This window comes from Demequina mangrovi, assembly GCF_000759715.1.
Taxonomy (GTDB): Bacteria; Actinomycetota; Actinomycetes; order Actinomycetales; family Demequinaceae; genus Demequina; species Demequina mangrovi.
In genome coordinates this window covers 25,168-45,237 of the sequence record NZ_BBLU01000006.1, presented here as the reverse complement: position 1 = coordinate 45,237, position 20,070 = coordinate 25,168, and the positions used below count along the sequence as shown (strand labels likewise).

Genomic DNA, 20,070 nt, shown 5'->3' with positions numbered 1-20,070 from the left:
TCAGGTCCGGCGCGTCACGCCTGCGCGTCACGCCTGCGCGAGGCGCTGGGCCGCGAGCCGGACCGGCGCGTTCGACGCGCCGTACCCGTCGTAGCCCCCGCGCCTCTCGACCACCTCGACGAACACGTCGCCGGTGACCGGCGCGTAGAAGTGCAGGAACTCGCCGTCCTCCTCGCGGTCGTAGAAGAGGCCCAGCTCGCGGAGCTCGGCCAGGAGACCGGGCTCGACCATGTCGCCGAAGCGCGCCTCGAGGTCGTCGTAGTAGTTGTCGGGGATCGGCAGGAACGGCAGCCCCGCGGCGCGCGCCGCACGGGCGGCAGCGATCGCGTCGTCGCAGCGGATCGCGACGTGCCGGGCGGGAGCGGCCGCGGTGGGCGGCGCGAGGTTGATCGGGACCCGCAGGACCCCGTCCTCCGTCCTCATCACCTGGCTGCGCACCAGCCCGCCGGGGCCGGGCACGTCGGAGGCGGACTCCGTGGAGAGCGACAGCACCGCGCCCGCGAAGAGCACCGCCTCGTCGAACTCGTGCCACCGGTAGCCCAGGTTGATGTGGTCGATCACGCCGCTCAGCGCGCCGGGCGCCTCGACCCCGCCGACGAACTCGCCGATCCACGAGGCCTCCTCCGGACGGTCGCTCCAGAACACCTCGGTGCCGTCGGGCGCGGCCACGGCCGGCAGGTCCTGCTCCCCCAGGTACGTGCGGCGGTACACCTGCGGCGCGCCGAGCGCGCGCGCCCGCGCGAAGGCGGCCGCGGCATCGTCCACCGTGAGGCCGAGGCCGGTGAGCCCGGGCTCGCGCTCGCGCCGCTGCTCGTTCACGATGATCCGCGCGGCCCCGGCGGTCCACAGCCGCACCGGCTTGCTGCGGTGGCGCCCGGCGAAGGCGAAGCCCAGCTGCTCGAGGATCCGCTCGACCTCCGCGAGATCCGCGCCGCCGATCTCGACGAAGTCGACGCCGCGCGCCGGCTGGGGGCCGACGATGCGGCCCTCGGACCGCCCATCGGCAGCGGCGGCACGGTCCTCGAGCCACGTGAGCGAGCGCCGCGCATGCGCCGCCGTGCGGACCACGTCGGTCTGGCGGAACGTGTCGTTGAACACCTCGAGCGAGAGCGGCCCCGCGTAGCCCGTGCGCACCAGGCTCGACACGAAGTCGGTGAGCGGGAACGCGCCCTCGCCGGGGAACAGGCGGTGATGCCTGCTCCACGACAGGACGTCCATGTCGAGCGCGGGCGCGTCGGAGAGCTGGACGAAGAAGATCGCGTCGCCGTCGATCTCCTCGATCACGCGTGGATCGTGGCCGCGCGACAGGACGTGGAAGCTGTCGAGGCACGTGCCGAGGTTGGGGCGGTCCGCCAGGCGGACGATGCGGTACGCGTGCAGCGGGTCGTCGACGTAGCGCCCCCACGCGAGGGCCTCGTACGCGAGGCGGATCCCGCGCGGCGCGGCGAGGTCCGCGAGCGCCGCGAGCTGGCGCGCCGCGACCTCGTCGTCGTCGACGGTCGCGGTGCCGGCGTTCGAGCACACGAGCAGGAGGTCGGCGCCCAGCCGCTCCATCACGTCGAGCTTCGCCTCGGCCCGGCGGAGGTTGCGGGCGAAGGTCGGCTCGTCGACGCCCTCGAGATCGCGGAACGGCTGGAACATGTCGATCGAGAGCCCGAGACGCGCGCACAGCGCGCGGATCTCCTCGGGCGACTCGTGCGCGGCGATGAGATCGGCGTCCATGATCTCGACGCCGTCGAAGCCCGCCGCGGCGCACGCGTGCAGCTTCTCGACGAGCCCGCCCGCGAGACACACCGTGGCGATCGATGTCCGCATGCCCGCAATGTAACAGACGGTACATCGCGAGATAACGATGTGCTCACAGGCCTTGCGGCGCAATGTAACCACCGGTACGTTCATGCCTGGACGCCGATCCCGCGGCGCCCTGCACAAGACAAGGACGTCTCGTGACCGCATCATCCCGACGCGACCGCATCGCCGCGATCGCACGCCGGATCGGCGCCGTCGTCGGCGCCATCGAGCTCACGGTCGGCGGCATCGCGCTGCTCACCATCCTGGTGCTCGTGTTCCATCAGGCGCTCCAGCGCTACCTCCCGATCGACCAGATCGCCTGGACGGGAGAGGTCTCGCGCTTCAGCCTCATGTGGCTCACCTTCATCGTCGCGGGGCTGCTCGTGTCAACCCGCGGGCACATCGCCCTCGAGATCGCCGACGCGATCCCCCACCCCATGGTGGTGCGCGGGGTCCAGGTGTTCGCGATGCTCGTGGTCGCGGCCACCGGCGCGGGGCTGATGCACGAGGCGTGGACGCTGGTCGCCACGCAGGGGATCATCAAGTCCCCCGTGCTGCGGCTGCCGATGTCCTGGGTCTACGTGCCGGTGCTGCTCGGCTCGATCTCCATCACGGTGCGCGCGGCCGTCGCGGCGGTCCAGGTGGCCCTGTTCGGTCCGGTGCTGCGCGAGACCGCGGACGGTCCCGTCACGCCCGTGGCCGAGGACGGGGAGGCGACCGCATGACCCTCGCGCTCCTCGGCATCGCGATCGCGGTGCTCCTCCACCTCCGGGTCCCCGTGGCGTTCGCCTTCCTCGGACCGTCGCTGGTCTACATGGCGACCATCGGCCAGTCCACCGGGATGTCGCTGCGCCACGTCACCAACGCCGCCGCCTCGTTCCCCCTGCTCGCGGTGCCGCTCTTCGTGCTCCTCGGGACGCTCGCGAACCACGCCGGCATCGCGGAGCGCTTCTTCCGCTTCGCCCTCGCGCTGCTCGTCCGGGTGCGCGGCGGCCTCGGCTACGTCTCGATCGGCACGTCGCTCGCGTTCTCGTGGATGAGCGGCTCGGCGGTGGCCGATGCGGCCGCCCTGGGCAAGGTGCAGATCCCCGCGATGCTCCGCCACGGCTACACGCGGCGCTTCGCGACGGGCGTCTCCGCCTCGTCCTCGCTCGTGGCGCCCGTGATGCCCCCGTCCATCCCCGCCGTGATCTTCGCGGGGCTCGCGGCGGTCTCGACCGGCGCGCTGTTCGCGGCCTCCGTGGTACCCGCGCTCGCCATCACCGTCGGGCTGTGCATCGTCGTCTACATCCTCGTGCGGCGGCGCGAGACCGTCGAGACGGGCGCGTTCGACGCCGCCGAGCTCCGCGAGTCCGCCAAGGGCGTGCTGCTGCCGATGCTCGCGCCCGTCATCATCCTCGGCGGGATCCTCGGCGGGCTCTTCACCCCGACCGAGGCCGCGGCCGTCGGCGTGGTCTTCATCATCATCGTCGGGGTGCTGCAGCGCTCGCTCAGCCTCCGCGGATTCCTCACCGCCGTCACCGAGGCCGTCACCACCACCGCCGGGATCATGCTCATCGTCTCGACCGCGGCGCTGCTGGGCTACATCCTCGCGCGCGAGCGGCTGCCCCAGATGCTCACCGAGGTCGCGCTCTCCACCACCTCGAGCCCCGTGATGTTCCTCGTGCTCGCCGCGCTCATGATGCTGCTGCTGGGCACCGTGATCGACGCCACCGCGATCCTCGTGCTCGTCGTGCCGATCCTCCTGCCCATCGCGGCCCAGTACGGCGTGGATCCCATCGTCATGGGCGTGGTGCTCATCCTCGCGCTCATGATCGGGCTGCTCACGCCACCCGTCGGCACCGTGCTGTTCGTCACCGCCGCCGTGTCGGGGACGCGCATCGGCGAGGTCTTCCGCGGCACCCTGCCGTTCATCGTCCCGCTCCTCGTGATCGTCCTCACGGTCATCCTGTTCCCCTCGCTGGTGCTGTGGCTGCCGGGGGTGCTCGGACTATGACCGCCGCGACGACCCCCCGTCCGACCGTGCTGGTCGGGCTCATCGGCACGGGCATCGCGCCGTCGCTGTCCCCCGCCCTCCACGAGCGCGAGGGGGCGCGCCACGGCATCGGCTACGTCTACCGCACCATCGAGGTCTCTCCGCGCGAGGTCGACGAGGGCGGGCTGGGCCCGCTCATCGTGGCCGCCCGCCGGCTCGGCTACGACGGGCTCAACATCACCCACCCCGCGAAGCAGCGGGTGATCCCGCTGCTCGACGCGCTCGCCCCGAGCGCGGAGGCCGTCGGCGCCGTCAACACCGTGGTGTTCGAGGACGGCCGCGCGATCGGGCACAACACCGACGCCACCGGATTCGGACGCGCGATGGACGATGCGCTCGCGGGCGCCGCCCGCGACGAGGTGGTGCTCGTCGGCGCGGGCGGCGCAGGCGCGGCGGTCGCTCGCGCGCTCGTCGACCGCGGCGTCGGCACGCTCGCGGTGGTCGACGCCGACGAGGCCCGGGCCGCCGCGCTCGCGGCGCAGGTGGGAGCGCGGGCCGCGGCTCCCCCGGAGCTGCCCCGGCTGCTCGCGAGCGCCGACGGCCTCGTCAACGCGACGCCGCTGGGGATGGCGGATCATCCGGGATCCGCGGTCGACCCCGCGCTGCTCGACCCGCGCATGTTCGTCGCGGACATCGTCTACCGCCCCGTGGAGACCGCGCTGCTCATCGCGGCGCGCGCCCGCGGCTGCCGCGTCATGCCTGGCACCGGCATGGCGATGCACCAGGCGGCTGACGCGTTCGAGATCTTCACCGGAGAGGCTGCGGACCGGCGGGCGATGCTCGCCGATCTCGAGGATCTGGTCGCCCAGGAGGCGGCATGAGACCCGCGATGCGGGAGCAAAGGGAGAGGAACAGAACCATGACCGCACGACACGCATGGCGATCAACGTGGATCGCGATGGCGGCGGCACCTGCGGTGCTGCTGGCCGGCTGCTCGGGAGGGGACTCGGACGAGCCCGCGGCCTCCGACTCGGGAGCGCCCGCCGAGACCGGCACCGAGGCGATCGAGATCACGCTCGCCCACAGCTACACGGAGGAGCAGCCCCAGCACCGCTGCGGGGCCCAGGTCATCGCCGATGAGGTGGCGGCCGCCGACGTGGGCCTCACCATCGAGATCTTCCCCGCGAGCCAGCTCGGCGGAGACGCCGACCGCATCGCGTCGGTGGTCTCGGGGGACATCGACATGGACATCCAGGGCGCCTCGGCGCTCGGCGCCGTGTACGAGCCGATCAGCGTCCTCGACGCGGCCTTCGGATTCGACGACTCGGACCACCTCGCGACCTTCATGGCGAGCGAGGACTCGAGCGTCCTGGTCGAAGGCTTCGCCGAGGCCGCGGGCGTGACCACGCTGGGCGCCTGGTCCGCCGGCGCACGCCACTTCACCACCGTCGACGCACCCATCCGCACCCCCGAGGATCTTGAGGGCGTCCGCATGCGCTTCCCGGGCTCGCCGCAGTACCTGCTCAACGCGGAGGCGCTCGGCGCGACGGCCACCGAGGTCGCCTACGAGGAGCTCTACCTCGCGCTCCAGAACGGCACGGTGGACGGCCAGGAGAACCCGATCACCAACATCGTCGCGCAGAACTTCGCCGAGGTGCAGGACTACCTCAGCCTGTCCGCGCACCAGCTCAACACCAACCTCGTCATCATCGGACCCATCTGGGACGAGCTCTCGGCCGAGCAGCAGGAGGCCCTGAGCGCCGCCACCGTGACCGCGGTGACCGAGGTCACCACGTGCGTGGCGGACGACGAGGAGGTCGTGCTCGACGAGTGGCGCGCCGGTGACGAGTGGGAGGTCGTCGACGACGTCGACCGCGAGGCCTTCTCCGAGAAGGCCGAGGCCTTCTTCATGGAGACGTTCACCGGCGACTCGCTGAGCGTGTACGAGGCGATGCGCGCCACGGCCGGCTGACCGCGCAGGACCCCCGCATGACCACGGTGCCCACGGCGACGGGGGCGGTGGCGGGCGACGAGCTGGGCGTCACGCTCATGCACGAGCACGTCTTCGTCCTCGACGATGCGCTCGAGCGCGACCTCCCCCACCCCGAGTGGGACGAGGAGGCCGCGATCGAGGCGGCGACGGCGACGTTCGCCCGTCTCGCGGCGCTCGGCGTGGGCACCGTGGTCGACCTCACCGTTCCTGGGCTGGGACGCGACGTGGCGCGCGTGCGTCGCGTCGCGTCCCGCTCGCCGGTCGCGATCGTCGTCGCGACGGGCTGGTACGTCCGGGGCGACCTGCCGCCGTTCTTCGGGACCCACGGCCCCGGACGGCTGGTGGGCGGCGCCGACCCGCTCGAGGCGCTCTTCGTGCGCGACCTCGAGGAGGGGATCGCCGGCACCGGCGTGAGGGCGGCCGTCATCAAGGTCGTGAGCGACGAGCCGGGTCTCACCCCGGACGTCACCCGCGTGCTCGACGCGGCCGCCGCGGCCCACGTCCGCACCGGCGCCCCGATCATGACCCATTCCCATGCGCCCACCCGCGGCGGCCTCGCGCAGCAGGAGGCGCTCGCGGCGCGGGGCGTCGACCTCGGACGGGTGGTCATCGGCCACGCCGGCGACTCCGAGGACCTCGACTACCTGCGCATGCTCGCGGATCGGGGCTCGTTCTTGGGCTTCGACCGCTTCGGGATGGCGCACACCCAGTCCGACGACGCGCGGGTCCGCACGCTGCTCGCGCTGCTCGAGCGCGGCTACGCCGAGAGCATCGTGCTCTCGCACGACGCCGCGGTGTTCTCGCGCGTCACTCCCCCGTCGTGGCGGGCCCGGGAGACGCCGGACTGGCGCATGGACCACCTCGCGACGCGCATCGTCCCGCGCCTGCGCGCCGCCGGCGTCGACGACGCGACGATGCGCACGATGCAGGTGGACAACCCCCGCCGGATCCTGGCGGGACGATGACCCGCGCACCCCAGGCGCCTCGCGCCCCGATCGATAGGCTGACGCCGTGACCGAGTCCCCCGCGCAGATCCGCGACGCGGAGCGCACCCGCGCCGAGCTGCTCGCGGTCGCCACCGACGTGTTCGCCGCGACCGGCTACGCCGGCACCCGCGTCGACGACATCGCGGCCCGCACCCGCACCACCAAGCGGATGATCTACTACTACTTCGGCTCGAAGGAGAAGCTCTACCTCGCGGTGCTCGAGCACGCCTACCTGGGCATCCGCGAGGCCGAGCGCAACCTCCACCCGGGCGACCTCCCGCCGCTCGAGGCGCTGCGCAGGCTCGCCGAGCTCACGTACGACCACCACCTGGGCCACTCCGACTTCATCAGGCTCGTCGCGATCGAGAACATCCACCAGGGGCGCTTCATCGCGCGGCTCGACTCGCTCCGCGAGCTCAACCGCGACGCGCTCGGCATCCTCGACGGGGTCCTCGCGCGCGGCCGCGACGAGGGGCTGGTGCGCGCGGACGTCGACGCCCTCGACGTCCACCTGGTCATCAGCTCCTACTGCTTCTTCCAGGTCGCCAACCGGCACACGTTCGGGCACCTCTTCGGACGCGACCTGCTCGACCCCGCGCTCCGGGACCACCATCGCGCGATCATCGGCGACGTGGTGGTCGCGTGGCTCGGCTCCACGCCCGCCCTCCCCGCGGACGGTTGACGTGACGACGGCGGGAGCCGCCGGCGGCGACGCCCGGGACCTCGTGGACGGGCTCGCGGTGATCCGGGCGTTCGACGCGCATGCGCCGGTTCTCGGCGCGGCCGACGTCGCGGCGCGGGCCGGGGTGAGCGAGGACGAGGCGCGTCGGCTGCTCGCGGCGCTGGTCGCGCAGGGATACGTGGACTTCGAGGCGCGCGCCTACCGTCTGACGCCGCTGGTCCTCGAGCTCGGGGTCGGCTACCTCGCGTCGCTGCGCCTGCCCCGCGTCGCCCAACCTCACCTCGAGGCCCTCGCGTACGAGCTCGGGGAGTCCGTGTCCGCGGCCGTGCTCGACCGCGCCTCGATCGTCTACGTCGGGCGCACCGCGGCCCCGCGGCTGGTGAGCACCCGGATCACGTTCGGCACGAGGCTGCCGGCGCACGCCTCCGCGATGGGACGCGCGATGCTCGCGCAGCTGCCCGAGGAGGAGTGGGACGCGCGGCTCGAGGCGACGGGGCTGGAGGCTCTCACGACGCGCACCGTCACCGCCCCGGTGGCGCTGCGGGAGTCGCTGCGGGAGACGCTCCGCCAGGGGTGGTGCGAGGTGGACGGCGAGGTCGAGGACGGGCTGCGGTCGATCGCCGTGCCCGTGCACGGCCTCCACGGGGTGGCGGCGGCGATCGGAGTCACCACGCTCTCGGGTCACGGAGACGCCGCGACGCTCGCCGCGCGTCTCCTCGCCACGGCCCGGGAGATCGAGGACGACCTCCGCGCCGACGACCTCGCGGCCCGCGGCGCCCGCGGCGCCTGAAGCGCCCGAGGCGCCCGAGGCGCCCGGACGAGGCTAGAGCTCGCCGTAGACCGCGTCCGGCTCGGCCGGCCGCGGGTCGATCATGCTGGTCCCGGTCAGCGGGTGCTGCGCGAGCACCGTCGCGGCGGGCTGCGCGACGCCGAACAGCCAGCCCTGGCCGTAGCGCCAGCCGCAGTCCGCGAGGAACTCGGCCTGCGCCTCGGTCTCGATGCCCTCCGCGATGGTCGCGAGGCCCAGCTCGCGAGCGAGCGCCCCCAGCGCCCGCGAGACGCGTGCGCCCGCGGGGTCCTCGGGGATGCCCGCGACGAAGGACATGTCGAGCTTGACGCCCGAGACGGGCAGGTCGCGCAGGTACGACAGCGGCGAGACGCCGGTGCCGAAGTCGTCGAGCAGGATCGGCACGCCCGCGTTGCGCAGCTCGGTGAGCTCGTGGCGGATCCGCGTGTTGGGGGCGACGAGGGACGCCTCCGTCAGCTCGATGACCACGCGCTGCGGCGCGAGGTGGTGGCGCCCGATGGCCGCGAGGACCCCGTCCGCGAACTCGGAGTTGCCCAGCTGGTCGGCCGAGACGTTGAGGGACACCCAGGTCGAGTCCGACGGCGTGCGCGCGAGGAACTGCGCCGCCTGCTCGACCAGCGCCGCTCCGGCCGTCGCGGCGAGCCCGCGGTCGTTGATGAGCGGCAGGAACGCGCCCGGCAGCAGGAGGCCCCGCGTGGGGTGCTGCCAGCGCACGAGGGCCTCGTAGCCCACGACGGTGCGCGAGGCGAGCTCGAGGATCGGCTGGTAATGCAGCACCAGGTCGCCGCGCTCGATCGCCCGCGCGAGCTCGGCGGCCAGCGCGCTGTGGTGGTCGTCGGAGACGCGCATCGACGGCTCGAAGACCTCGGTGCGGCTCTTGCCGGCGGCCTTGGCGCGGTACATCGCGGCATCGGCGGCGGTGAGCAGCGTCGCTCCCCCGCCGGCGACGGTCTCGTCGTCCGCCATCGCGATGCCGAGCGACGCGGCCAGCTGGATCTGGTGGCGCTTCACCGCGAGCGGCTTGCGCAGGCCCTCGTGGATCGCCGCGGCGATCTCGACCACGGCCTTCGAGCAGTCGGGGTCCTGGACCGCGATGACGAACTCGTCGCCGCCGAGGCGCGCGACCGTGCCGCGCCCGCCGGTCGCGGCCCTGAGGACGCCCGCGACGTGCACGAGCGCGGCGTCGCCCGCGGCGTGCCCGAAGCGGTCGTTGAGACCCTTGAAGCCGTCGAGGTCGACCGCGATGACGCCCACGCGGGTGTCGGCGTCCGGCTTCGCGAGCAGCTCCTCGAGCACGTCGTGGAAGAGGTTGCGGTTCGCGAGGCCCGTGAGCGGGTCGTGCATGGCGCGGTGCTGCATGAGCTCGGACCGCATGCGCACCTCGGTGGTGTCGCGCACGTGCACCACGTAGTGGTCGGGCGCGCCGCCGGCGTACCGCACGAGGCCGACCTCGAGCACCGCCCAGACGACGTTGCCGTCGCCCTTGACATAGCGCTTCTCGACCGAGAAGTGGCTCTGATGGCCGTCGTACAGCCGCTGCAGCTGATCACGCTCGGCGTGGAGGTCCTGCGGGTGCGAGAGCGCGCTGAACGGCGTCCCGCGGAGCGCGGCGACCGTCGAGCCCATCATCTCGGCGAACGCGCGGTTGACCTCCATGAGCCGCCACTCGAGATCGACCAGCGCCATCCCGGTCGGCGCGTTCTCCATCGCGCGACGGAACTGCGCATCGGACCGGCTGAGCGCCTCGGCCGCCTCGCGCAGGCCCGTGGTGTCCATCACGGTGATGATCCGCACGGGCCCGGCGTCGCCCGGGTCGACGACCCGGCGCGAGCGCACATGGAGCCAGCGGATGTCGTCGGCGCCGCGCCGCCCGGGCACGCCGATCACCCGGGGGCGACCGTCCTCGGTCGGCGCGAAGGCGTCGGACGCCAGCAGCGGGCGCATGCTCGTGTCGGTCGCCCGCACCGGCAGGCGGGTGAGCGGGGTGCCCGTCGCATCGGCCGCGCTGAGGCCGAGGATCGAGCAGGCGATGTCGGAGATCAGCGCGACCTCGCCGTCGTCGGTGACCAGCAGCACGCCGTCGCGCGACGAGGTCATCACCGCGTCGAACTGGTGGCGCAGCCGCCGCTCGCGCGCGAGCGCCTTGTCGCGCGCCGCGCGCTCGCGTCCCGACCGCCAGAAGAAGTAGAACGCGCAGAGCGCGAGCATGACGAGGAGCGCGCCGACTCCGGCGACGAATGCCGGCTGCGCGAAGAGCTCTACGACTCCACCCATTCCTCGTCCTCAGCTTCAGGGGTCGGGGTGGAGCCAACCGTAGCGCCACCATCACCCCTGAGAACAGCCAAAGTCGAGGCAAGATCGTCAGGTGTGACCAACACGTCACGAGCCTTCGACCCCTGGGAGGGTCCGACGATCTCCCGGGTCTCGAGGAGATCCATGAGCCGGCCCGCCTTGGCGAAGCCCATCTTGAGCTTGCGCTGGAGCATCGAGGTCGATCCCAGCTGCGTCGTGATCACCAGCTCGGCGGCCTGGAGCAGGTCCTCGAGGTCGTCGCCGATGTCCTCCGCCACGGCTCCGGCCGTGGTGGTCGCCTGGACCACGTCCTCGCGGTACTCGGGATCCGCTTGACGCTTCGCGTGCTCGACCGCCGCGTGGATCTCGGACTCCGACACCCACGAGCCCTGGGCACGCATCGGCTTGCTCTCCCCCATCGGGAGGAAGAGCGCGTCGCCCTGACCGATGAGCTTCTCCGCGCCGGGGGTGTCGAGCACCACGCGGGAGTCCGCGAGCGAGGACGTCGCGAACGCGAGGCGGGACGGCACGTTGGCCTTGATGGTGCCGGTGATGATGTCGACCGACGGGCGCTGCGTCGCGAGCACCAGGTGGATGCCCGCCGCACGGGCGAGCTGCGTGATGCGCTGGATCGACTCCTCGACGTCGCGCGGCGCGACCATCATGAGGTCCGCGAGCTCGTCGACGATCACGAGCAGGTACGGGTACGTCTTGATCTTGCGCTCGGAGCCGGGCAGCGGCTTGACCTTGCCGGCCCGGACGCCCTTGTTGAAGTCGTCGATGTGCTTGTACCCGAACAGCGCCAGGTCGTCGTAGCGCATGTCCATCTCCTTCACCACCCACTCGAGGGCCTGCGCGGCCTTCTTCGGATCGGTGATGATCGGGGTGATGAGATGCGGGATGCCCTCGTAGATGGTGAGCTCGACGCGCTTGGGGTCGACGAGGACCATGCGGACCTCGTTGGGCGTCGCGCGCATGAGGATCGACGTGATCATCGAGTTGACGAACGACGACTTTCCGGCGCCCGTGGCGCCCGCCACCAGCAGGTGGGGCATCTTCGCGAGGTTCGCCATGACGTAGCCGCCCTCGACGTCCTTGCCGATGCCGATCGCCATGGGGTGGTCGTTGCGCGCGGCGACCTGCGAGCGCAGCACGTCGCCCAGCGCGACCGTCTCGCGGTCGACGTTGGGGATCTCGATGCCGATCGCGGACTTGCCCGGGATGGGCGACAGGATGCGCACGTCGGCGCTCGCGACCGCGTAGGCGATGTTCTTGCTCAGCTGGGTGATCTTCTCGACCTTGACGCCCGCACCGAGCTCGACCTCGTAGCGCGTGACCGTCGGTCCGCGCGTGAAGCCGGTGACCTCCGCGTCGACGCCGAACTGCTCGAGCACGTTGGTGAGCGAGGCGACCACGCGGTCGTTGGCCGCGGAGCGCTCCTTGTGCGGCGCGCCCTTGGCGAGGATCTCGAGCGACGGCAGCACGTAGGGCAGCGAGTTCTCCAGCACCCCCTGCTCGCCCTCCGGGACGAGGTGCGTCGCCTCGGGCGCGTGCACGTCCTCCTGCACCTCGATGAGCTGGGTCGCGACGTCCTGCGGCGCCTGCTGGGGCTCGGGCTCCGGGTCCCAGGGCGCGGGCTCGGGGTCGCCCCACGGCGCGTCCTCCTCGACCGCGTACGGCGAGATGACCTCCGTGGCCGGGGCGTGGGCACCGTCCGGGTCGATGATGTCGTCGAACTCGGTGCGCTCCACCGAGGCCGCCTGTGCGAAGGCCTCGTCGGCCTCGTACGCGTCGAGCGAGTCCTCCTCCGCCGCCGGCTGCTCGCCGTGGATCGCGCGGTCGAGCATGCGCTTGGCGCGGCCCTTGGCCGGCTTGATGACCTTGGTGTCGCCGGGGCGCTCGAGCGTCCGATGCTCGGGCAGGTCGAGCTCGTCGCTGTCCGTGCTCTCGCCGCCGTCCCCGTGGTCCGCGCGGACCTTCGACGCGACCTCGCCCACCCAGGCGGCCGCCTCGCGCATCGAGACGCCGAAGATGATGAGCACCGCGAGCAGCGCGACGAGCACGAGCACCACGATCGCGAGCGGCACCGTGACGAGCATGGCCAGCGGCGTGCCGATGAGGAACCCGAGCACGCCACCGGCGTCCTGGAGCCCCTGCGCGCCGTCGGTCGGGCCCGGCTGGTCCTTCGCGATGTGGATGATGCCGTCCACCATGATCGCGAGGAGCAGCGCGCCGAGCGTGATGCGGTGGTTGGTGCCCTCCTCCTGCGGAGCGCGCATGAGGCGCACCGCGATGATGCCGAGCACCACCGGCACACCGTACGCGAGCAGGCCGAACAGGCCCGCGACCACCCAGTGGATGCCGGTGCCGGCCCAGCTGGGCAGCTGGAACCACTCGCGCGCCGCGATGAGGATCGCGAGGATGACGAGCGTGATCGCGATGCCGTCGCGGCGCACGGCCGGCGGCACGTCGCGCGCGCCGTGGCCGATGCTGCGCACGCCCGAGCCGAGGGCGTTCGAGGTGCCGCGTCCGATCGCGGCGATGCCGCGCAGAAGTGCAGGGGGCCGGCGCTTGGCCTGCGCGGTCGAGCGCGAGCTCGACGACGAGGAGCGCTTCGCCTGCTGCGTCCTCGGCGCGGGTCGTGATTGTCGCGTCTGTGCCATGGCACACACGGTAGCGGCGGGCGCCGACGGCACGGCGTCGCCACCCCGCGCGCTCCCCGCATCGTCCCCACCCGAAGGGGACGATGCGGGGGCGGCGTCAGGTCGCCGCGACCGTGCGCGAGGCTACGCCTCGACGACCACCGGGATGATCATCGGACGGCGGCGCAGCTTGGTGCCGACGAAGCGGCCGAGCACGCGACGCGCGACCTGCTGGAGCTGGTGCGTGTCGGTCGAGCCGCCCTTGGCGGCGTCCTCGATGGCCTTCTTGATGTCGGGCAGGATGACGTCGAAGACCGAGTCGTCCTCCGCGAGGCCGCGGGCGTGGACCTCGGGGCCGGAGACCACGCGGCCGTTGCTCGAGTCGACCACCGCGAAGACGGACACGAAGCCCTCCTCCGAGAGGATCCGGCGGTCCTTGAGCTCGGCGTCGGTGATCTCGCCCACGGACGAGCCGTCGACGTAGACGTGGTGCACCTCGACGGCGCCCACGACGCGCGCGACGCCGTCCTTGAGGTCGACCACGGTGCCGTTCTCCGCGAACATCACGTTCTCGTGCGCGATGCCGGTCTTGATCGCGAGGTGCCCGTTCGCGAGCAGGTGGCGCACCTCGCCGTGGATCGGCATGACGTTCTTGGGACGGAGCACGTTGTAGCAGTAGAGCAGCTCGCCCGCGCTCGCGTGACCCGAGACGTGGACGCGCGCGCTGCCCTGGTGGACCACCGTGGCGCCGAGGCGCATGAGGCCGTTGATGACGCGGAACACCGCGTTCTCGTTGCCCGGGATGAGCGACGAGGCGAGGATGACGAGGTCGCCCTCCCCCACCGTGACCTTGTGGTCGCCGGTCGCCATGCGGCTGAGCGCGGCCATCGGCTCGCCCTGCGAGCCGGTCGACATGTAGACGACCTTCTCGCCGGGCATGTCGTCGGCCTTCTTCGGGTCGACGAGGATGCCGTCGGGCACGCGGAGGTAGCCCATGTCCGCGGCGATGCCCATGTTGCGCACCATCGAGCGGCCCACGAACGCGACCCTGCGGCTATGCGCCTCCGCGGCGTCGATCACCTGCTGGACGCGGTGGACATGGCTCGCGAAGGAGGCGACCACGATGCGCCCGGTCGCCTGCATGAAGAGGCGGTCCAGCACGGGGCCGATCTCGACCTCGGCGGTGGTGAAGCCGGGGACCTCGGCGTTGGTCGAGTCGACCTGGAAGAGGTCGACGCCCTCCTCGCCGAGACGCGCGAAGCCGCGCAGGTCCGTGATGCGGCCGTCGAGCGGCAGCTGGTCCATCTTGAAGTCGCCGGTGTTGAGCACGGTGCCGGCGGAGGTCCGCACGAAGACCGCGAGCGCGTCCGGGATCGAGTGGTTGACCGCGAGGAACTCGAGGTCGAACAGGCCCAGCTTCTCGCGCTGGCCCTCCTTGACCGCGAGGGTCACGGGGGTGATCCGGTGCTCGCGGAGCTTCGCCTCGACGAAGGCGAGCGTGAGCTGCGAGCCGAGGATGGGGATGTCCCTGCGCATGCGCAGGAGGTAGGGCACGGCGCCGATGTGGTCCTCGTGGCCGTGCGTGAGCACGATCGCCTCGACGTCGTCGAGACGGTCCTCGATGTACGAGAAGTCGGGGAGGATGAGGTCCACGCCGGGCTGGTGGTCCTCGGGGAAGAGCACGCCGCAGTCGATGATGAGCAGGCGCCCGTCGAGCTCGAGCACGTGCATGTTGCGGCCCACCTCGCCCAGGCCGCCGAGCGGGACGAGCCGGAGGGTGCCGGGTTCGAGCGCCGGGGGCGGGAGCAGGTCGGGGTTGAAGGTCATGCGGTCTCCGTCAGGGGTGGATGCCGGCGGCCTCGAGGCTCTCGATCAGCGCATCGTGCTCGGCCGGCGGGTTGGGAAGCAGGGGAAGCCGCATCGCGCGGCCCGGGATGACCCCGAGCCAGTGCAGCGCGGACTTCGCGTTGATGGCGCCCGGGCCGCCGAAGACGGCCGCGTGCACCGGAAGCAGGGACTCGTGGAGGCGCTCGGCCTGCGCCGTGTCGCCCGCCTCGTGCGCGGCGATCATCGCCGCGATCTCCCGTCCCACCACGTGGGACGAGACGGACACGACGCCGACGGCGCCTGCCCGGAGGAAGTCGAGGGTGAGCGGGTCGTCGCCCGAGTACCAGGCGAGACCGGTGCGCTCGATGCGCTCCTTGGCCGCGTCGACGCCGCCCGTGGCGTCCTTGACCGCGACCACGCGCGGGTGGGCGGCGAGCGCGTCGTAGGACTCGTCCGAGATCGCGAGCGCCGTGCGGCCGGGGATGTCGTAGAGCATCGCGGGCAGGCTGGTCGCGCCCAGGATCGCGCGGAAGTGCGCGACCACGCCCGCCTGGGTGGGCTTGGAGTAGTAGGGCGTGAGGGCGAGGATGCCGTCGGCTCCCGCCTCCTCGCCCTGCTCGGCCATGCGCACGGCGTGCGCGGTGTCGTTCGAGCCGGCGCCGGTGAGGATCGTGACGTCCGGGCCCACCGCCTCGCGGACCGCCACGAGCAGGTCGACCTTCTCCGGCGCGTGGGTGGTCGGGGCCTCGCCGGTGGTGCCCGAGAGGACCAGCCCGTCCGAGCCGTGAGCGACCAGGTAGCGTGCGAGATCCTGCGCCGCCTTGAGGTCCAGCGCCCCTCCCTCGTGCATCGGGGTGACCATCGCGGTCAGCACAGTGCCGAAGGGGCGCGCGGAGGAAGTCATGGCACTCAACCTACCGCGCGCGAGGGGTGTCTCGCGGTCACCCGACGGCGACGGGCGCGAGCGCACCCCGGCATCAGGCGCGCGTCGCGACGGTGAGGAGCACCGCGGAGTCCGCGACCGCCTCGAGGCCGTGGCGCTCCGGAGGGAGCACCAGGTAATCGCCCTCGCCGAGCGTCGCCGCGCCGGTCGCGGTGCTGAGCTCCACCTCGCCGCTGATCACCTGCAGCGTGGCCTCGCCGGGGCTCTCGTGATCGTGCAGCCGATGCCCGGCCGCGAGCGCGATCACCGTCTGCCTGAGGTCGCTCGCGCGGTCGCCCATCAGGGTGACCGAGTGACGTCCGCTGGACTCCGCCCGGGCCAGCTCGAGCTGATCCTCCACGACGCTTCGGAGGTTCTCCACGTCCATGCGCGGCTCCTTCCCTCCGGGCCAGTCAAACGCATCGTCCCCGCGACCGCGACAGCACCGCCGGCGGCGGTGCATGCGCGGCCCGTCACGGTAGGACGATCTCGAATTCGGGATCCCCCGGATCGAGCACGCCCAGCAGGCGCTCGAGCACCACCGGGTCGCCATCGGTGGTGATGCCCGGCGACGCGAGGTCGCCCGCGAGCACGGCAAGCAGGCGCGGCTTGGTCAGCGTGAGCGTCAGCGGCACGTCGCGGGCCGAGCCCTCGGCGGCGACGAGCACCCCGTGGCGGAGCGTGAGGTGGAACCTCCGGCCGAGGTCCGTGAGCACCACGTCGAGCGCGAGGTCGAGGTCCCACGCACTCGGCCCGTCCACGGTGATCGCGATCGCGTCGAAGATCTGCTCGGGGCTGAGCTGGGCGACCAGATCCGGCGCGGCCGTCGCCGTCGGCGTGCCGAACGCGCCTTCCCGCAGCTCCGTGGCGCCCGACAGGAAGAAGCTGCGCCACGTGCCGTTCTCCGAGCCGTAGGCGAGCTGCTCGAGGGTGTCGGCGTACAGCTCGCGCGCCGCAGCATCGTCCGGCGCCGCGAACACCGCATGGTCGAGCAGGGTCGCCGCCCACCGCAGGTCACCCTCGTCGTACGCGGTGCGGGCGAGGTCGACCACCCTGTCGACGCCCCCCATCGCGCCGACGTAGCGCTCCGCCAGAGCCTGCGGCGGGTGCGGCCACAACCGCGCGGGGTTGCCGTCGAACCAGCCCATGTACCGCTGATAGATCGCCTTGACGTTGTGCGACACCGAGCCGTAGTAGCCGTGCGTGCCCCACACCTTCTCGAGCGCAGGTGGCAGCGTCATCTCCTCCGCGATCTCCGCGCCCGTGAGTCCCTTGTTGAGCATGCGCAGGGTCTGGTCGTGGAGGTACTTGTAGAGGTCCCGCTGAATACCGATGTACTCGACCAGCCGCTCGCGACCCCAGGTGGGCCAGTGATGCGAGGCGAACATGACGTCAGCGCGGTCGCCGAAGAGCTGGATCGCCTCCGTGAGGTAGTGCGCCCAGATGTTCGGGTCGCGCACGAGCGCGCCGCGCAGCGTGAGCAGGTTGTGGAGGTTGTGCGTGACGTTCTCCGCCATGCACAGCGCCGCGTAGCGCGGGACCAGGAAGTGGAACTCCGCGGGCGCCTCGGTGCCCGGCGCCATCTGGAACTCGAGCTCGACGCCGTCGACCGTGACCTTCTCGCCCGTCGCCGTGACCTCGTGCGTGGGGACGACGATGCCGGGGTGGCCTGTCGAGGTGGTCTGCCCGAGCCCGGCGCCCACCTGACCCTTCGGCCCGCGCGCGAGCGCAGCGCCGTACATGTAGCCCGCGCGGCGGGCCATCGCGGTGCCGGCGTACACGTTCTCCGCGACGGCGTGACCGACGAGCCCCTCGGGGACGATGATGGGAAGCCCTCGCTCCGCAGCCTCCTCGGCGCTGACGATGCCCAACGCACCGCCGAAGTGGTCGAGGTGCGCGTGCGTGTAGATCATGCCGGTCACCGGTCGGTCGCCCCGGTGCTCGCGGTACAGCGCGAGCGCGGCTGCCGCGGTCTCCTTGGAGATGAGCGGGTCCACCACGATCACGCCGGCGTCGCCCTCGATGAGCGACATCACCGAGAGGTCCAGACCTCGCACCTGGTAGAGGCCCTCGACCACCTCGAACAGCCCATGCCGGGCCGCGAGGGTCGACTGCCGCCACAGGCTCGGGTGCACCGATGTGGGCGCCTCGCCCTCGATGAAGTCGTAGGTCGACGCGTCCCAGACCACCTTGCCGTCGTCGTCACGGATCACCGGATCAGCGAGCGTGCCGAGGAAGCCGCGGTCGGCGTCCTCGAAGTCCCGCTCGTCGTCGAACGGAAGCGTCGCGAGGTGGTGGCGATGCGCCTCCTCGATCGCGGGGATGGGGTCGTTCTGGCGCATGGCAGCCTCCGGCTTCGAGGGGACCCGGTTCCAGCGTCGACCCGCGCATCTGTCAGCGCAACCGGAGCCCGCACGCCGCGCATCGTCCCTCGCACCGGGCTAGCGTGAAGGCATGGCCAGTGGGCAGCCGAGCGCTGCGCACACGAAGCGGAGCTTCACCCGGCCGAGGTGGAGCGACGTGTCCTCGGGCTTCGTGACGGGCCTGTTCTCGATACCCGAGGGCATGGCCTACGCGAGCATCGGCGGCTTCGCCGCGCCCCTGGGCCTGTGGTCGGGGGTGGTGCCCACCATCGTCGGCTCGATGCTCGCCCGCACCGTCCTCATGGTGACCACCCTGACGAGCGCGATCGCGCTGACGTCGCAGAGCGTCATGGCCGCCGCCGGGCTCGATCCGGGGGGCATCGGCGGGATCGCGACGCTCACCGTGCTCGTGGGGCTGGTCATGCTCGCGATGGGACTGCTGCGGATGGGCGCCGTCATGGCCTTCGTCTCGACCGCGGTGATGACGGGCTTCACCACGGGCATCGCGGTGCAGATCCTGGCGGGGGTGGTGAACGATGCCACGGGCTACTCCCCGACGTCGTCGAACACCGTCGGCAGGCTCGTGGAGGCGGTCGTCCATGTGGGCGACTGGGACGGGCCCACGGTCGCGGTCGCGGTCGGCACGGTCGCGGTGTGGTTCGTCGCGAGGCGGGTGCGGTCGCTCCGCGCCCTGGCCACGCTCGTCGCGCTCGTGGTCGCGAGCATCGTCGCCTTCCTGTTCGCCCGCGACGTCGAGACGGTCGCGGACATCGCGGCTGTGCCGAGGTCGCTCCCCCCGTTCACGCTGCCGGACCTGGAGGCGTTCCCGGCGCTCATCACCGGCGCGCTCGCCGTCGCGCTGGTCGCACTCGCGCAGGCCGCCGGCATCGGCGCGGCGGTCGCCAACCCCGACGGGTCGAAGGCCGATGCATCGAAGGACTTCGTGGCGCAGGGCGCGGCCAACGTCGCCGGCGGGTTCTTCGGGGCGCTGCCGACCGGCGGTTCGCTGTCGCGCACCGGGGTGGCGACGAGCGCCGGCGCGCGGACGCGGTGGTCGGGGATCTTCGCGGGGCTGTCGCTCGGGCTCATCGTGCTGCTGGTCGGGCCGCTCGCGGGCGAGATCCCCATGGCCGTCATCGGCGGGCTGATGCTCATCATCGGCGCCGAGATCGTCGAGGGACGCATGGCCGACATCCGGCTGGTCGCGCGCACGTCGACCGCGTCGCTCGCCGCGATGATCGTGACGTTCGGGGCGACCACGGCGCTGCCGCTCCAGCAGGCGATCTTCATCGGCGCGGCGCTGTCGATCATGCTCACCGCGGTGCAGAACAGCCGCGCGGGCGCGCTGATCGAGGTGCGACGCGAGGGCGGCGGGTGGACGGTGCACGATGCGCCCGCCGTGCTTCCCTCGCACCGCACCACGGTGCTGCATTACTCGGGCCACGGCTTCTTCGCCGAGGTCGGGCCGCTCGACGAGGACTGGCCGGACACGACGCGTGCGACGGATGCCGCGCTGGTCGTCTCGGTGCGCGGGTCGCTCGGCGTGCCCTCCGCGACCTTCCTCAAGATGCTGGGCCGGAGGTCCGCGGAGATGCGCGGTGCGGGAGTCGGGCTCGTGATCTGCGGGGTGCAGCCCCGCCTGCGCGCGCTGCTCGACCGCACCGGGGCGCTCGAAGCGCTCGGACCGCAGAACGTCATCGCGGAGACGGGCACGGTCCTGGAATCCGTGGAGCGCGGGTACGCCCGCGCCGAGGAGCTGCGCGCGCTCATGCGCGCACGGGAGGAGTGA

Annotated in this window: 15 protein-coding genes and 1 pseudogene; 9 read left to right on the top strand and 7 right to left on the bottom strand. The window is 72.3% G+C overall.

The window, feature by feature from the left end; all coding sequences use genetic code 11:
• Positions 1-27 precede the first annotated feature (27 nt).
• Positions 28-1,815: a sugar phosphate isomerase/epimerase and 4-hydroxyphenylpyruvate domain-containing protein gene (locus TR42_RS06870; RefSeq protein WP_042214330.1), complete on the bottom strand. Its 1,788-nt coding sequence runs from the start codon at positions 1,813-1,815 to the stop codon at positions 28-30.
• A gap of 131 nt (positions 1,816-1,946) precedes the next feature.
• On the opposite strand from TR42_RS06870, the gene TR42_RS06865 reads away from it, so the two are divergent.
• From TR42_RS06865 to TR42_RS06835, 8 genes and pseudogenes are all read left to right on the top strand, one after another.
• Positions 1,947-2,516 carry a TRAP transporter small permease gene (locus tag TR42_RS06865; protein WP_052405742.1) on the top strand — a complete coding sequence of 190 codons (570 nt, stop codon included), beginning with the start codon at positions 1,947-1,949 and terminating at the stop codon, positions 2,514-2,516.
• Positions 2,513-3,787, top strand: a complete 1,275-nt coding sequence (locus TR42_RS06860; RefSeq protein ID WP_042214328.1) for a TRAP transporter large permease — start codon at positions 2,513-2,515, stop codon at positions 3,785-3,787. Before TR42_RS06865 ends, TR42_RS06860 begins: the two co-directional genes overlap by 4 nt.
• A complete protein-coding gene (locus TR42_RS06855) occupies positions 3,784-4,647 on the top strand; it encodes a shikimate dehydrogenase (protein WP_042214326.1) in 864 nt (287 codons plus the stop codon). The genes TR42_RS06860 and TR42_RS06855 overlap by 4 nt, the downstream gene beginning before the upstream one ends.
• A gap of 38 nt (positions 4,648-4,685) precedes the next feature.
• Positions 4,686-5,738 carry a DctP family TRAP transporter solute-binding subunit gene (locus tag TR42_RS06850; RefSeq protein ID WP_042214324.1) on the top strand — a complete coding sequence of 351 codons (1,053 nt, stop codon included), beginning with the start codon at positions 4,686-4,688 and terminating at the stop codon, positions 5,736-5,738.
• Between the two features lie 17 nt (positions 5,739-5,755).
• A complete protein-coding gene (locus TR42_RS06845; RefSeq protein WP_042214323.1) occupies positions 5,756-6,724 on the top strand; it encodes a phosphotriesterase family protein in 969 nt (322 codons plus the stop codon).
• A gap of 46 nt (positions 6,725-6,770) precedes the next feature.
• Positions 6,771-6,950: pseudogene (locus TR42_RS15430) on the top strand (TetR/AcrR family transcriptional regulator); the annotation flags it as partial.
• Positions 6,951-6,959: 9 nt separating this feature from the next.
• Positions 6,960-7,427, top strand: coding sequence for a hypothetical protein (locus tag TR42_RS06840; protein WP_425305731.1), 468 nt, complete (start codon positions 6,960-6,962; stop codon positions 7,425-7,427).
• A gap of 1 nt (position 7,428) precedes the next feature.
• Positions 7,429-8,217 (top strand): IclR family transcriptional regulator domain-containing protein, encoded by a 789-nt coding sequence (locus TR42_RS06835; RefSeq protein WP_042214319.1) that lies wholly within the window; start codon positions 7,429-7,431, stop codon positions 8,215-8,217.
• A 33-nt stretch (positions 8,218-8,250) separates the two neighbouring features.
• On the opposite strand, the gene TR42_RS06830 is transcribed toward TR42_RS06835, so the two are convergent.
• The 6 genes from TR42_RS06830 to TR42_RS06805 all read right to left on the bottom strand — a co-directional run bounded on the left by TR42_RS06830 (position 8,251) and on the right by TR42_RS06805 (position 18,260).
• Positions 8,251-10,509, bottom strand: coding sequence for a bifunctional diguanylate cyclase/phosphodiesterase (locus TR42_RS06830; protein WP_042214318.1), 2,259 nt, complete (start codon positions 10,507-10,509; stop codon positions 8,251-8,253).
• The gene (locus TR42_RS06825; RefSeq protein ID WP_081953231.1) at positions 10,494-13,190 is read right to left on the bottom strand and encodes an FtsK/SpoIIIE family DNA translocase; all 2,697 of its coding nucleotides are present in this window, start codon (positions 13,188-13,190) and stop codon (positions 10,494-10,496) included. The genes TR42_RS06830 and TR42_RS06825 overlap by 16 nt, the downstream gene beginning before the upstream one ends.
• A 123-nt stretch (positions 13,191-13,313) precedes the next feature.
• On the bottom strand, positions 13,314-14,996 hold the full coding sequence (locus tag TR42_RS06820) for a ribonuclease J (protein ID WP_042214316.1): 1,683 nt from the start codon (positions 14,994-14,996) through the stop codon (positions 13,314-13,316).
• Between the two features lie 10 nt (positions 14,997-15,006).
• Positions 15,007-15,900, bottom strand: a complete 894-nt coding sequence (gene dapA / locus TR42_RS06815) for a 4-hydroxy-tetrahydrodipicolinate synthase (protein WP_042214314.1) — start codon at positions 15,898-15,900, stop codon at positions 15,007-15,009.
• A 73-nt stretch (positions 15,901-15,973) separates the two neighbouring features.
• Positions 15,974-16,306, bottom strand: coding sequence for a cupin domain-containing protein (locus tag TR42_RS06810; RefSeq protein WP_042214312.1), 333 nt, complete (start codon positions 16,304-16,306; stop codon positions 15,974-15,976).
• 85 nt (positions 16,307-16,391) lie between these two features.
• A complete protein-coding gene (locus TR42_RS06805) occupies positions 16,392-18,260 on the bottom strand; it encodes an alkyl/aryl-sulfatase (RefSeq protein WP_042214310.1) in 1,869 nt (622 codons plus the stop codon).
• A 178-nt stretch (positions 18,261-18,438) separates the two neighbouring features.
• Here TR42_RS06805 and TR42_RS06800 point away from each other — a divergent pair, with 178 nt between their 5' ends.
• Positions 18,439-20,070 carry a SulP family inorganic anion transporter gene (locus TR42_RS06800; RefSeq protein WP_201770786.1) on the top strand — a complete coding sequence of 544 codons (1,632 nt, stop codon included), beginning with the start codon at positions 18,439-18,441 and terminating at the stop codon, positions 20,068-20,070.